Source organism: Allostella sp., assembly GCF_041913585.1.
In the GTDB taxonomy this organism is placed as follows: domain Bacteria; phylum Pseudomonadota; class Alphaproteobacteria; order ATCC43930; family Allostellaceae; genus Allostella.
Genome location: NZ_JAYSFE010000102.1, coordinates 5,111 through 17,438, shown reverse-complemented (window position 1 = coordinate 17,438; position 12,328 = coordinate 5,111). Strand labels below are relative to the sequence as shown.

Annotated in this window: 10 protein-coding genes and 1 pseudogene; 3 read left to right on the top strand and 8 right to left on the bottom strand. The window is 70.5% G+C overall.

Features of this window, described 5'->3' with window-relative positions; translation table 11 throughout:
- The 3 genes and pseudogenes from ACE3Q3_RS17710 to ACE3Q3_RS17700 form a co-directional block, all read right to left on the bottom strand.
- A pseudogene (locus ACE3Q3_RS17710) lies at positions 1-655 on the bottom strand (2-isopropylmalate synthase); the annotation flags it as partial.
- Between the two features lie 374 nt (positions 656-1,029).
- Positions 1,030-1,839, bottom strand: coding sequence for an FkbM family methyltransferase (locus ACE3Q3_RS17705; RefSeq protein WP_374448331.1), 810 nt, complete (start codon positions 1,837-1,839; stop codon positions 1,030-1,032).
- 90 nt (positions 1,840-1,929) lie between these two features.
- Positions 1,930-3,222, bottom strand: coding sequence for a lipopolysaccharide biosynthesis protein (locus ACE3Q3_RS17700; RefSeq protein WP_374448329.1), 1,293 nt, complete (start codon positions 3,220-3,222; stop codon positions 1,930-1,932).
- A 128-nt stretch (positions 3,223-3,350) separates the two neighbouring features.
- On the opposite strand from ACE3Q3_RS17700, the gene ACE3Q3_RS17695 reads away from it, so the two are divergent.
- From ACE3Q3_RS17695 to ACE3Q3_RS17685, 3 genes are read left to right on the top strand one after another with little or no spacing between them, the layout of a single operon-like run.
- The gene (locus ACE3Q3_RS17695) at positions 3,351-3,704 is read left to right on the top strand and encodes a hypothetical protein (RefSeq protein WP_374448327.1); all 354 of its coding nucleotides are present in this window, start codon (positions 3,351-3,353) and stop codon (positions 3,702-3,704) included.
- A 31-nt stretch (positions 3,705-3,735) separates the two neighbouring features.
- Positions 3,736-5,133 (top strand): undecaprenyl-phosphate glucose phosphotransferase, encoded by a 1,398-nt coding sequence (locus tag ACE3Q3_RS17690; RefSeq protein ID WP_374448325.1) that lies wholly within the window; start codon positions 3,736-3,738, stop codon positions 5,131-5,133.
- Positions 5,067-6,119 (top strand): hypothetical protein, encoded by a 1,053-nt coding sequence (locus ACE3Q3_RS17685; protein WP_374448322.1) that lies wholly within the window; start codon positions 5,067-5,069, stop codon positions 6,117-6,119. The genes ACE3Q3_RS17690 and ACE3Q3_RS17685 overlap by 67 nt, the downstream gene beginning before the upstream one ends.
- Here ACE3Q3_RS17685 and ACE3Q3_RS17680 read toward each other — a convergent pair.
- The 5 genes from ACE3Q3_RS17680 to ACE3Q3_RS17660 are packed head-to-tail and all read right to left on the bottom strand — an operon-like array spanning position 6,111 to position 12,106.
- Positions 6,111-6,986, bottom strand: coding sequence for an FkbM family methyltransferase (locus tag ACE3Q3_RS17680; RefSeq protein ID WP_374448320.1), 876 nt, complete (start codon positions 6,984-6,986; stop codon positions 6,111-6,113). The two genes, ACE3Q3_RS17685 and ACE3Q3_RS17680, sit on opposite strands and share 9 nt — an antisense overlap.
- Entirely contained in the window at positions 6,983-8,383 is a 1,401-nt protein-coding gene (locus ACE3Q3_RS17675) for a hypothetical protein (RefSeq protein ID WP_374448319.1), read from the bottom strand. The genes ACE3Q3_RS17680 and ACE3Q3_RS17675 overlap by 4 nt, the downstream gene beginning before the upstream one ends.
- On the bottom strand, positions 8,377-9,195 hold the full coding sequence (locus tag ACE3Q3_RS17670; RefSeq protein ID WP_374448318.1) for a WecB/TagA/CpsF family glycosyltransferase: 819 nt from the start codon (positions 9,193-9,195) through the stop codon (positions 8,377-8,379). Before ACE3Q3_RS17670 ends, ACE3Q3_RS17675 begins: the two co-directional genes overlap by 7 nt.
- Positions 9,196-9,218: 23 nt before the next feature.
- Positions 9,219-9,947 carry a polysaccharide biosynthesis/export family protein gene (locus tag ACE3Q3_RS17665; RefSeq protein ID WP_374448317.1) on the bottom strand — a complete coding sequence of 243 codons (729 nt, stop codon included), beginning with the start codon at positions 9,945-9,947 and terminating at the stop codon, positions 9,219-9,221.
- On the bottom strand, positions 9,938-12,106 hold the full coding sequence (locus ACE3Q3_RS17660; RefSeq protein ID WP_374448316.1) for a GumC family protein: 2,169 nt from the start codon (positions 12,104-12,106) through the stop codon (positions 9,938-9,940). Before ACE3Q3_RS17660 ends, ACE3Q3_RS17665 begins: the two co-directional genes overlap by 10 nt.
- Positions 12,107-12,328: the final 222 nt, after the last annotated feature.

Sequence of the window (12,328 nt, the reverse complement as noted above, 5' to 3'; positions counted from 1 at the left end):
TCTCGACCGTCGCCGGCAGGTTGACGATCATCTTGTGGTCCGGCGTCGGCCGGAGCACGTCGGCGACCGCCCCGCAGATGTCGCGGGCGAACTCGAGCTCGGTGCCGGTGAAGCTCTCCGGCGAATATTCGAAGATCCAGTGCGTCTCCGGCCGTTCGTCGGCCAGCTTCTTCACCAGCATCGCGCCGCGGACCGCGATCTCGGTGATGCCGGCCTCGTCCTGGCCGAAGACCACCCGCCGCTGCAGGGTCGAAGTCGAGTTGTAGAGGTGAACGATGGCGCGCTTCGCCCCCTTCAGGCTCTCGAAGGTGCGCTCGATCAGCTCGGCCCGGGACTGCGTCAGCACCTGGATGGTGACGTCGTCCGGGATCATGTTCTCCTCGATGAGCTGCCGGACGAAGCCGAAATCGGTGTCGGAGGCCGCCGGAAAGCCGACCTCGATCTCCTTGAAGCCCAGCTCGACCAGCAGCTTGAACATGCGGGTCTTGCGGTCGGCGTCCATCGGCTCGATCAGCGCCTGGTTGCCGTCGCGCAGGTCGACCGAGCACCAGATCGGCGGCTTGGTGATGACGGCCGACGGCCAGCGTCGGTCCGGCAGGTCGACCGGCTTGAAGGGGACGTACTTCTGGGCGGCGTCGGTGGGAAAGCGGGACATGGGACACTCCATCGAGGCGCGGGCGCTCGGCCGAGGCCGCGCCGTGTTCGGGATCCAGGAAGGGGACGCCGCCGCTCACGCCGGAGCGGCCGGTCTCGCGTCCGGGCCCGCGGGCGAAGGGCGCGCCGGACGCGCGCCCGTTCAGGCCCGCAGGCCGCCGATAAGTCGCAGCGCGCGCCCCGCGCCGCGCTCGAAGGTTCCGAAGATGAGGAAGTCGCTGGTCATCGCGTCCGAGTTCCGCTGCCGTCTACAAACCGGCCGACGCAATGTCGGCCCCCCCGCCCCCGATCAGAGGGACGGGCCGGTAAGTCGAAGGAGCAGCTCGGAACGGTTGCGGACCATGCGCCGACTATATGTGGCCGCGGGCGGGAGGGTCAACCCGCGACCGCGCCCAGGCTGCGGATGACGTCGTCGCGGGCGGAGAAGACGAAGTTGTTGATGTAGATGCGCCCCGGCAGCCGATGCGTGCCGGCCTCGTTGAGGGCGGCGCGGTCCTGGTGCGTTCCCGGATCGAACGCCTCGATCGGACGCACCGCCCCCTCCATGAGGAAGAAGCCGCGATAGCCGAGCGGCGCGAGCATGGCCCGGATGGCGGCGAGCGATCCCGGATGGTGCCGGTCCTCGACCTCGATCAGCAGGTTCGGGTGGTCGCGCTCCAGGAGGCCGCGGGCGCCGGCGACCACGCTCGACTCGTGGCCCTCGACGTCGATCTTGACGAAGCCCGTGCGCGGCAGGTCGAGGTCGTCGATCCGCCGCCGGGCGACCGTCACGTACGCGCCCTCCTCGCCGGCCGCCGGACCGTGCTCGACGGAGGCGAGGCCCGACTGTCCGGTCGGCACGAACAGCCGGATCTCGCCCTCGCCGTCGCTGAGCGCCGCCTCGACGACGCTCGCCCGGCCGGCGCGGATGGCAGCGGCGAGGCGCCGGCGCAGGACGTCGGCGAGGTGCGGGTTCGGTTCAGCCGCGATCAGTCGCGCGGCGTGCCGGACCATGACGGCGGAGTAGGTGCCGTGGTTGGCGCCGACATCGATGGCCAGCTCGTCCCGACGGCAGAGCAGGGGGACGAGGCGGAGCTCCGGCTCGCCGCGATCGGGAAGCAGGCGGGCCTTGGCGTCGAGCAGGAGCGCGAACAGGGCCGGGAAGCGCTCCTCCAGCATCGCCCGCAGTCTGGTCTTCAGGGACATGGTCCAGTGCCGGGCAGGGCCCGCTCCTCGTTCGCGCCGCGATCCAGGATAGCCGCGTTGCGCCCGCAGTTCGACCCAATGCGGCTGCGCTCAGAACGCCGCGGGCATGAGCCGTCGCACCATCAGGGTGGTGCCGATCGCACCCTGGGCCAGGATCCAGGCCCCGACCGCGGCCGCCCCCATCATCCCGAATTGCGGCACCAGCACGGCGGCGAGGATACAGCCGACGACGAACTGGGCGATGTTGAGCTGCTGCAGACGACGGCCGTGCCCGCACATGGCGAGCACGAGATCCTGGCTCGGCAGCAGGCAGTTCACCAGCTGTCCCGCCGCCAGGAGGGTCAGCGCCGGCGCCGCGATCTCGAAGCCCGGGCCGATCAGCCGCAGCAGCGTCGCCGGGAATGCCATCATGGCCAGGATGACCGGTAGCCCGGCGGCGGCCGTCACCAGCCGGACACGGCGGTTGAGGGCGCGGAGCTGCCCCATGTCGCGCCGACGGTGGAGCTCGGCGAAGTGCGGGGCCGCCACCGTCCCGATCGAGACGATGATGACCCACATCATCAGGGAGATGCGGTGGGCGACGCTGAAGGCGCCGACCGCGGCGGCGTCGACGAAGGCGCCGAGGACGAGGACGGGAAGGGCGCTGAGCCCGATCTGGACGACCTCGACAAGGCCGAGCGGCAGGGCCGTCCGCCACAAGGGCGGCAGGCTCTCGCCGCCATCGGCGTCCCGGCGCGCGGGCGCGTCCTGCAACTGGGCTCGACACCGGGCGACGAGGACGGCTCCGGTCAGGGTCGCGAGCGTCAGGGCGCCGGCGAGGGCGAGGATCAGTTCGTCGAGGCGCCTTGCGCCGGCGACCAGCGCCGCCACGGTCAGGAGGGGCCACATCGCGTTCTGGACGAACTGCGCCGCCACGCCGCGCTTCAGGCCGGTCAGCACGTAACCGACCGAGATCACCATGGTCTGCGGCACCAGCAGCAGGGCGGACAGCGCCAGCGGGTGGGCGAGGTCGGGCTCGCTGAAGATCCCGCCGGCGGCGAAGTCGGCGACCGCCCAGGTCAGCAGGGCGGCCGCGGCGCTGGTGGCGAGGTGCAGGGACATGCCGGTCCGCATCGCCCGGGCGGCGGCCCGGCCGCGGCCGACCGAGAGTTCGACCGCGACGTGGCGCGTCATCGCCCGCTCGAAGCCGAGCCGGGCGATGGTCGACAGGAGGCCGACCCAGGTGATGCAGAGGAAGAACATGCCGGCGTCGTGGGCGCCGAGCGCGGCCGCGGCCAGGATGTAGAGGGCGAGCTTGCCGACGACCTCGAACCCGCGCACCGCGAGCCCGGCGACGTAGTTGCCGAAGGTCCGGACCAGAAGCTGGAATCTCGATGGCACCATGCTCGGATCCGGGCCGCGCGACGCTCGGGCGGCCGGCATCGACCGGGAGCGTCTGTTGCGGGGCGACTGTACGGGGGCTATCGTCGGCAAGGCAAATGCGAAACCGTCTCAGCCTCCTTGCCGCGGCGATGGCCGTCCTCGCCGTCGCACCCGCGCCGGTCGTGGGCCAGTCCGCCGATCCGGACACCCCGCAAGTCGAGGGCGAGATCGATCCCAAGCCGTTCGACCCGCGATTCGAGATCCGCGAGCATTTCCGCCGGATCCTCCCGCCCGACTGGTGGGCGAGCGATCCGATCTACGGGACCAGCCTGTTCCAGGTGACGGTCCACATCCCGGATCGCTGGCGCGGCAATCCGACCAGCGCGGTCATGATGCTCTGCCCCGATCGCCACAGCACCGTCTGGCAGGGGGAACTGGACCGGATCGTGGTGCATCCGTTCTATCGCAACCGCCCGTGGGCTAGCATAGAGTGCCGGCGCTAGCCGCTGTCGCCACCCGCACCGCGAGAGTTCCATGATTCGTTGGACCCACGGTCTCATCAATCGGCTGGTGACGCTCGCCGACGGGCTGTTCCTCGCCCTCGCGATCCTGTTGACGGCGCTGCTGCTGGGGCATCCGACGCTGCTGCAGACCATCCTCCTGGGCGCGCTCGGGCTCGTGATCTACGGGCAGGTGCTGTCGACGACGGGCTGCTATCGGGTGGAGCGCTACCGGACCGTCCTCGCCCAGCTGGGCGACGTCGCCCTGGGGCTGGTGCCGGCGCTGGTCGCGGTCGCGGTCGCCTACCACGCCTTCCTGACCGATCCGACCGGCGGGATCGGCTGGATCGCCACCCTGGCGCTCGTCAGTGCGGCGGTGCTCGCGGCGGGCCGGCTGCTGCTGGTGCGATGGGGGGTGGCCCTGGCGGACCGCCATGCCGTGCTGCGCCGCAACGTGGCGATCGTCGGGGTTCGCGACCGGGTCGAGGTCGCGCTCGCCATGGTCGACCACGAGACCAGTCACCTCTACCACGTCGTCGGCATCTTCCTCGACGAGGAGGACGACGGACCGACGGCGATCGAGGGCGTCCCGGTGGTCGGCCGTGTCGACCGGCTCTTCGGCTTCATCCACCACACGCCGATCGATCTCGTGGTGGTGGCGCTGCCATGGGAGTCGACGGCCCGCATCAACGCCATGATCCATCGTCTGGACCGCCTTGCCGCCGACGTCATCGTGCCGCTCGACCGCAACAGCTTCAACCCGCGCTTCGCCCAGTTCGCCATGGTCGCCGGGATGCCGTCCCTGCGCGTCCACTACCAGCCGCTCAAGGGCTCGCTCGGCGTGCTGAAGCGGATCGAGGACATCGTCGTCTCGTCCCTGGCCCTGGTCCTGACGGCGCCGGTCCTGCTGGCCGCGGCGATCGCGATCAAGTTCGACTCGCCCGGCCCGATCGTCTTCCGCCAGCAGCGGGTGGGCTTCAACAACAAGCCCTTCACGATCTACAAGCTCCGGACCTTCTCGTACGATCCGACCGACGACGGCTCGCTCGGCACCAAGCGGAACGACCCGCGCGTCACCCGCATCGGCGCGATCCTGCGCCGCCTGTCGATCGACGAGCTGCCGCAGCTGGTCAACGTCCTCAAGGGCGACATGTCGGTCGTCGGGCCCCGCCCGCACGTTCCCAACATGCAGGTCAGCGGGCGGCAGTACTACGATGTCGTCCGCGAGTATGCCGCGCGCTACCGCGTCAAGCCGGGCATCACCGGCTGGGGCCAGATCAACGGCATGCGCGGCGGGATCGACACGGTGGAGAAGGCCTCGCGCGGCGTCGCACTGGATCTCCACTACATCGAGAACTGGTCGATATGGTTCGACATCCGCATCATGATCCTGACGGTGGTGCGCGGGCTGGCCGGTCGCGACGTCTTCTGAGCCGGCACCTGGCCCTGGCCGTCCTGTTCGCGGTCTTCGCGTCGGCCGCCGCCGCGGCGTCGCCGCTGCCGGACCGCCCGTTCCTCGCCTATCTCGCGAGCTGGTACGAGCCCGCCGTCGAGGGCGACGGCTCGAAGGCCGCGATGACGCGGCTCGCCGGGCAGGTCGACCTGCTGGCGCTCGCCTTCGCCCGGCCCGACGCGCTCTATCCGCCGGGCGGCGAACTGGCGGGGACGGGGCTCCAGTTCCAGTTTCCGACGGCGACGCTGCGGCAGGCGGTCCGCCGGATGAAGGACCGCAATCCCAAGTTGCGGGTCCTGGTCTCGGTCGGCGGCTCGGCCTACCGGCGCTGGGATCGCTACGACGAGCACGCGCTGGCCCGCCTCGTGCGCGACATCGGCGCCGACGGCATCGACCTCGACTACGAGCCGGCCGAACCCGGGTGCGCGGCGTCCGGCGGCCGGGTCGCGTGCCGGACGGACGGCGAATGGACGGCACTGGTCCGGCGCACCCGGGCGGTGCTGCCGCGGCCGCTCCTGCTGACGGTGCCGGCATGGAGCGTCGGCGCCTATGGCGAGGGGCAGTGGGCGGACGCGCGGCCGCGCAGCCCCTGGACCGGGTCGATGCTGGGCCTGCTGCGTTCGCCGGAGGCGGCGATGATCGATCTCGTCTCGATCATGTCCTACGACGCCGGCCCCGACTACGACCCGATCGAGGCGCTGGCCGCCTACCGCCGGGTCTGGCAGGGCCCGCTGGCGGTCGGGATCCAGGTCCTGCCGAGCGAGATTCCGGGGCCGCGCTTCACCGTCGCGCACACGCGCGCCCTGCTGCGGCAGGCCGTCGCCGATCCGCGCGTCGGCGCGATGCTCTACGGCTTCAACCTGGCGCCGCCCGGTCCGGTCACGGCGGACAATCCGGATGCCGCGATGCTCGCCGCCGAAATCTGCCGCGCCCTCGGGCGCTCCGGTTGCGGCCGGTCACGGTGAGGTCGCCGCCCCGTCGGGTCGGGCGCTTGCGGGGTGACGCGCGACGACGTTGCCGAAGTCCCGCGGGAAGCGGTCGAGGTCGACCAGCCTGCCGTCGACCAGCCGCTGGAAGCGGTATCCGAGGTCGGCCAGGAGGTTCCAGGCGGCGTCCGGAGCGATGCCGCTCTCGGTGCCCGTCGGGCAGTTGATCTCGAAGATCACGGTCGGACGCCAGCGGGCGAGCTGCGCCCGCGCGCCCGCCAGGACCATTGCCTCGGTCCCTTCGACATCGATCTTGATGCAGTCGATGCGGGGCAGGCGGAGCACCTCCGCGAGGCGATCCAGCGTCGTCGCCTGGACCGGCTCACCCGGCGGCTGGCCGGCGCCCGGCACCAGGGAGTAGGCCTGCGGATCGTCGCCGAGGGGGACGTGGTAGAGGGTCACGACGGCCTCGGCGTCGGCCAGGGCCTTGGGGACGACCGTCACATGCCGGTAGCCGTTGAGCGCCACGTTGTCGGCGAGGACGCGGCAGGCGTCGCGCCCGGGCTCGACGGCGACCACGCGTCCGCTCGGGCCGACGATGCGGGCGCCCTTCAGCGTGTAGAGCCCGACATTGGCGCCGACATCGACGAACACGTCGCCGGGGTGGAGGAACCGCTCCAGCAGGCGCAGCTCCGGCTCGCTCCAGTCGCGCAGGACGAAGGCCCCGACCGACGTGTAGCGCAGGTCGGAGGGCACGCGCATCCGTTCGCCGGCGGCGGTCAGGCGGAACACCGGCGACCTCCGGGTCACGACGCAGGCCGTCCACAGCGCCGCCCGCCACAGCATGCGGATCGGCCCGGCCCGGAACCCGGGATGGGCGAAGAGGTTGCGGATGCGGCGGATCATGCCCGCGGTCGCGGATCGGGTGCTGGCGATGCGGTTCCGGGTGAGACGGGCGGGGCCATGACCAGTGCGCGCACCGGGCCGGGGATGCGGGTTCCCGCCTCCAGCCACGGCTCCGGTCCGCGGGCGCGGATGTAGGCGGCGACCGCGACCAGCGTCGCCAGTTCGCCCGGCGTGAACACGAACGAATAGACCGTCGAGGTCAGGAACAGGAAGACCGTGTAGTCGCCGAGCGCCCGCGCCAGGTACCCGCCGTCGATGCGGCCGGTGTTCCAGATGAAGATCAGCCCGGCGAGATAGGTGCCGACGACGAGCAGCGCTCCGACGAGCCCGTACTCGAAGACGATCCCGAGCCAGCCGATGTCGGCCAGGTAGAAGAGCTTGTTCTGGAAGATGTCGGCCAGGGTGATCGTGCTGAAGCGCGTCGTCGCGCCGACGCCGAAGAGCCAGCGCATCGGCTCGGAGCCGAGGAAGTCGATGGCGATGTCGATCGATTTCAGGCGGATCGACAGCGAGCCGCCGAGCGAGCCCGCGAACTCCTCCGCGATGCTGCCGCTCGCGATCGCCGCCACGCCCGAGGCCATCAGCAGGCCGACCGCGACCAGGAACCGGCGCAGGGCGCCGTGTGTCGAGGTCACGATCACGCCATAGACGACCAGCACCGCCGCCATGATCGCGATGCGCTGCTTGAAGATCAGCAGCAGCGACGCGAACGCGACCGCCAGCATCAGGATCGTCCAGAGTTCGTGGCGCCGGCAGAAGCGTCGCGCGAGGTAGAAGAGGAAGATCAGCCCGAACAGCATCGGCATGTAGATGCGGTGGCCGCGCTCGTGCTCGTACATCAGGAGCTTGCCCTTGGCCGGATCGGATATGTACCAGTCCAGGGGCACGGCCACCCACAGCACCCACATCATGACATAGGTTGCCAGGCCGAGGATGATGAAGGCGGTCGACAGGGTTGCGAGCGACGGGCGGAGCCAGACGAGCAGGGCCGCCAGCGCGAAATAGTAGGTGAAGGGCCAGATCTTGATCGTGGTCGTCAGGGAATCGAGGAATCCGTTCCCGAAATACATCATCCCGAGCAGGGGCGTGATCCCGATGGCATAGGCGAGCAGCAGCGTGAAGACCGCCTTGTAGGGAAGCCGGTAGACGAACAGGGCATAGACACTGAGCGGCAGGACCAGGAACGGCCAGCCCTTGGAGAGGGCATAGGGGATCGGAAACTCGACCAGGTAGTAGAAGGTCTGGCCGAACATCGGCAGGACGAAGAGCAGGATCGGCAGGGCCCAGGGATGGGCGGCCTCGGCGTCGCGGAACGGCGATCGCGGCGGCACCGAGACCCTGACGCGGGGCTCGCGCAGGATGCGGCTGCGGGGCGGAACGTGGGTGACGGTCACCATTGCGGCGGTTCCGGCGGCCGCGCCGGCCGGTCGTAGGCATGCGGGTCGAGCCGCTGGCGCAGCACCATCAGCAGCATCGGCAGGGAATCGACGAAGACCCGCCTGGCATGGCCGCGCGGGTTGATGAGCAGCCGGTGCAGCCATTCGAGGCCGAACCGACGGAAGACCGGCGGCGCCCGGTTGACGAGGCCGGTCGCGAAATTGAGCGAACTGCCGATGCACAGGCCGACGCCGACCGCTCCCCCGGCGGCGGCGATCCGGTGCGCCAGATATTCCGAGGTCGGCGCGCCGACCGCCAGGAAGACGTAGCGTGCCGGGTGCGCGGTCACGAAGTCGATGCAGCGCTGCTGCTCTTCGGGCTTGCCGGCGAGCCCCATCGGCGGCTCGTGGAGGGCGAGCCGTTCGAGGCCGAACTTCTCGACCAGCCGCCGGCGCAGTTCCTCGCTGCCGCCGACGACCGTGACCGGGTCGTCGCGGCGGACCGTGTGGTGGAGCATGTGGTGGGTGAGGTCGCTGCCGGCGGCCTGCTTCAGGTGCAGCCCGAACAGCACCCGCGCCAGGACGCACGCGACCCGGCTGTCGCTGAGGCGCAGCCAGGCCGCGTCGTAGGCCGCCTGGAAGCGGGCATCCCGCAGCCGTCCGAGCCGGACGAAATGCTGCGCGTTCGGGGTCACGACATAGGCGAACGGCAGCCCGGGCGGGCGGGCGGCAATGGTCGCCGCCGCCTCCGGGACATCCAGGAGCGCCAGCCGCTGGCCGAGGAATTCGGCCTCCGCGACGGTCGGCACCCCGGTAGGTCGGACCTCGTCCATGGCGTCGCCCGCCCGCCGCCCGCTCAGTAGTTCTGGCGACCGATCGTGTAGTTGAAGGTGCGCTGGAACGGCACCACCCGGTTGATGAACTGCTCGATCCAGAGATTGACCTCGGCGATGTGGCTGCGCGGCACGTAGATGACGTCGCCCGGCGCCAGCGGCACGTCGCTCTCGTGGTCGCCGGCCTGGATCACCTCGCGGACATTGACGGTGCGCAGCATCGGCCGGTTGTTCTGGCTCCGCCGGATCAGCACCACCTCCTGCATGCGCGCTTCCATGTCGAAGCCGCCGGCCATGATGATCGCCTGCAGCGTGTTCAGGCGGTTGTCGTTCATCCGGTAGACGCCGGGCGTACGGACCGAGCCGCCGACATAGACCCGCCACGAGGCGGCATCCTCGAGCGACACCACCACGCTCTGCGGCCGCAGCACGTTCTTCGACCCGGCGATGATCGCGTCCTGGAGTTCCGGCAGCGTCTGGCCCTCGGCGCGGATGCGGCCGGCGACGCGCACGCCGACGAAGCCGTCGGGCCCGACCGTCACCTCGTCGTCCATCTCGCGGGTGATGAGGAACTTGACCTTCATCTTGTCGCCGACGCCGAGCCGGAAGACCGGCACGTACTCCGTCCAGGTCGCGAAGCCCTCGGGCTTGTGCTGGACGATGGTCAACGACTGCCCGGTCTCCAGCCCGCCCGCGCAGGCGGCGAGGAAGAGGAGCGCCGTGAGTGCCGCGGATCGAAGAGCTAGAGCCATCGATAGACCCACCTTGGAATGTAGTACTTCCGCCCCGTGAAGACGAAGCCGAGCAGCCCCCCGCCCGCTTCCAGGATCATGTCGCGCAGCCGGGTCGCGGCCGGCGACCGGGTGACCTCGCTGCGGACCACCATGACGTTGGCGTCGACGATCGACGCCAGGCGCTGGGTGATCGGCGAGAAGCCCTGTGCCGGGCCGGAGACGACCACGACGTCGTACTCCGCGCGCAGCTGCTCGATCCGCCGGCGCGCCTCGATCAGCGGCGCCCGGAGGTTGCCGAGCGGGGAATGCGCGCTCTCGGCGGCCAGCCAGAGCTGCGGCACGCCGGAGGTCGCCACCGCCATGGCGTCCTCGCGCATGCCGGGCGCGCCCGCCGGCACCAGGCCGCGTTCCCGGGCGTCGCCGAAATCGATGAGCAGCGTGCGCAGGCCTCGTCCGACCGCGAACTCCTCGGCCAGCGCGCGGGCGAGCGGGCGCTTCGGCGCCTCGCCGCCCGCCGCCACCAGCTGGAAGACCCGCAGGGCGCGCGATTCGATCGACGTGTCCAGCAGCACCGAGGCCAGGTGGGCCATCGCCTGGCGGGCCTGCGGCGTGTCGAAGCGCTCGCCCGTCTCGCCGAACTCGGCCAGCGAGGGGATCTGGATGGTGCGCTCCGCTTCCGCCGGCATGATGAAGGTTCGCCGCAGCCAGGTCGCGAACGCCCCGGCGGCCGCCCCGAGCAGCAGGCCGCCCGACAGGCCGGCGACGAGGAACGGGATGCGCATGTTCTTGCCGGTGATCGGCGCATCGCCGCGCTGCACCAGCCGCACGTTCGACGACCGCACCAGGGCGGCGTCCTCCTCGATCTTGGCGGCCTCGGCGCGCTTGACGTACTGGCGGTAGGAATCCTCCAGCACGTCGCGGCGCCGGTGCAGCTCGACCAGCTTGCCGTCGGCGACCCGCAGTTCGGCCAGCCGCTTTTCCGCGCTCTCGCGCTGGCGCACGAGTTCCTTCAGCTGGTTCTCCAGCGCATCGCGCTCGACGCGCAGGCTGAGGATCATGTTGGAGACGAAGCTGACGGCCGGGTTCCGCACCTGCCGGTCGGTGTGGAAGACCTTCTGTTCGCCGCGGTTGCGCATCGCCTTGCGCAGGGTGTCGATCTTCTGGTCGATCTCGGCGAAGCCGGGATAGGTCGGCGCGTAGAGCTGGGCCAGCCGGTCGCGCTCGAGCTGCAGCCGGGTCAGGACGTTGCGGTCGTCGTCGTTGGGGACGGCGTCGCTGCGCTGGCTGAAGTCGAAGACCTGCTTGGGCAGGGCCGACACCTGCCGCTCGGCCTCCTCGAGCTGGGCCACGATGGCGGCCTGGCGCTCGCTCACCTGGCGATGCCGCTGGATGACGTTGTCGACCTGGTTGGCCGCGAGGATCCGGTCCTGCTCGATCTCGATGACGTTGGCGTCGGTCTTGAGCTTCTGGATCTCGGCGTCGGTCGCTTCCAGCTGCTGCTTGAAGCGGGCGACCTCCGAGGCGAGGAACGGCGCCCGCGGATTGTCGAAGATGCCGCGCCGGTGCTCGCGGTAGAAGTCGATGAGCGTGTCGACGGTGGTGATGGCCAAGGCGCGGTCGGGGTGGCGGTAGCTGATCCGGACGACGTTGGAATCGGACTCGACGTTCGCGCTCAGGTCGCGCCGGAAGAGCTCGATCGCCTTCTCCATCCGCCGCTCCGGCTCGACCGGCGGCAGCAGGCCCTCGAACCGGCCCTCGATGATCTCGGGATAGAGCTGCTCGAGCCCGATCTTCTCGATGGTCTGCCGGACGACGCCGGCGCTGGTGATGATCTCGACCTCGGAATGGACCGACTTCAGGCCCTCGATCGACAGCACGGCCGGTCCGCTGTCGGTCACGCCCTGGTTGCCGGACACTTCGCGGTTGACCAGCACCATCATCAGCCCGTCGGCCGTGTACTGGGTCTTCGAGAAATAGGCGGCGAAGGCCGCGGCGACGATCGGCAGGAGTGCCACGAAAATGATAAGGCGGCGATGGTAGAAGGCGACGATCAGGAGATCGCGCAGCGTGAAGGCCTCGCGACGGACGATGCTGCCCCGCCACCCGCCGGAGGACGGTTCCTCCGGGCGCGCCACCCCGGCCGCGGCAGCGGGCTGTGGCAGTCCGCTCGACGCCATGCGATCTCCAGTCGACTCGTTCACGATCGTCTCCACTGCCGCCGGTTCCCCCGGCGCCGTGCCCGGCTTCGCCCGCACGTCGCCTGTCCGGAGAACGGACGTCGGCTCCCCCCTATTGCGTCCCTCGGCGCGGGTTTCCCGCGCCCTGTTCGTCTCCAACTCGATACCGGACAAATCGTCACGAGTCGAATCCCGGCAATGGCGGCCGGCAGCGGGTCGGAA

Coding starts and splice junctions, on each gene's coding strand:
- ACE3Q3_RS17685 (WP_374448322.1), top strand. CDS start 5,067: ATGGTTCGACATCCGCATCATGATCCTGACGGTGGTGCGCGGGCTGGC.
- ACE3Q3_RS17660 (WP_374448316.1), bottom strand. CDS start 12,106: ATGGCGTCGAGCGGACTGCCACAGCCCGCTGCCGCGGCCGGGGTGGCG.
- ACE3Q3_RS17680 (WP_374448320.1), bottom strand. CDS start 6,986: ATGATCCGCCGCATCCGCAACCTCTTCGCCCATCCCGGGTTCCGGGCC.
- ACE3Q3_RS17675 (WP_374448319.1), bottom strand. CDS start 8,383: ATGGTGACCGTCACCCACGTTCCGCCCCGCAGCCGCATCCTGCGCGAG.
- ACE3Q3_RS17670 (WP_374448318.1), bottom strand. CDS start 9,195: ATGGACGAGGTCCGACCTACCGGGGTGCCGACCGTCGCGGAGGCCGAA.
- ACE3Q3_RS17690 (WP_374448325.1), top strand. CDS start 3,736: ATGATTCGTTGGACCCACGGTCTCATCAATCGGCTGGTGACGCTCGCC.
- ACE3Q3_RS17700 (WP_374448329.1), bottom strand. CDS start 3,222: ATGGTGCCATCGAGATTCCAGCTTCTGGTCCGGACCTTCGGCAACTAC.
- ACE3Q3_RS17665 (WP_374448317.1), bottom strand. CDS start 9,947: ATGGCTCTAGCTCTTCGATCCGCGGCACTCACGGCGCTCCTCTTCCTC.
- ACE3Q3_RS17695 (WP_374448327.1), top strand. CDS start 3,351: ATGGCCGTCCTCGCCGTCGCACCCGCGCCGGTCGTGGGCCAGTCCGCC.
- ACE3Q3_RS17705 (WP_374448331.1), bottom strand. CDS start 1,839: ATGTCCCTGAAGACCAGACTGCGGGCGATGCTGGAGGAGCGCTTCCCG.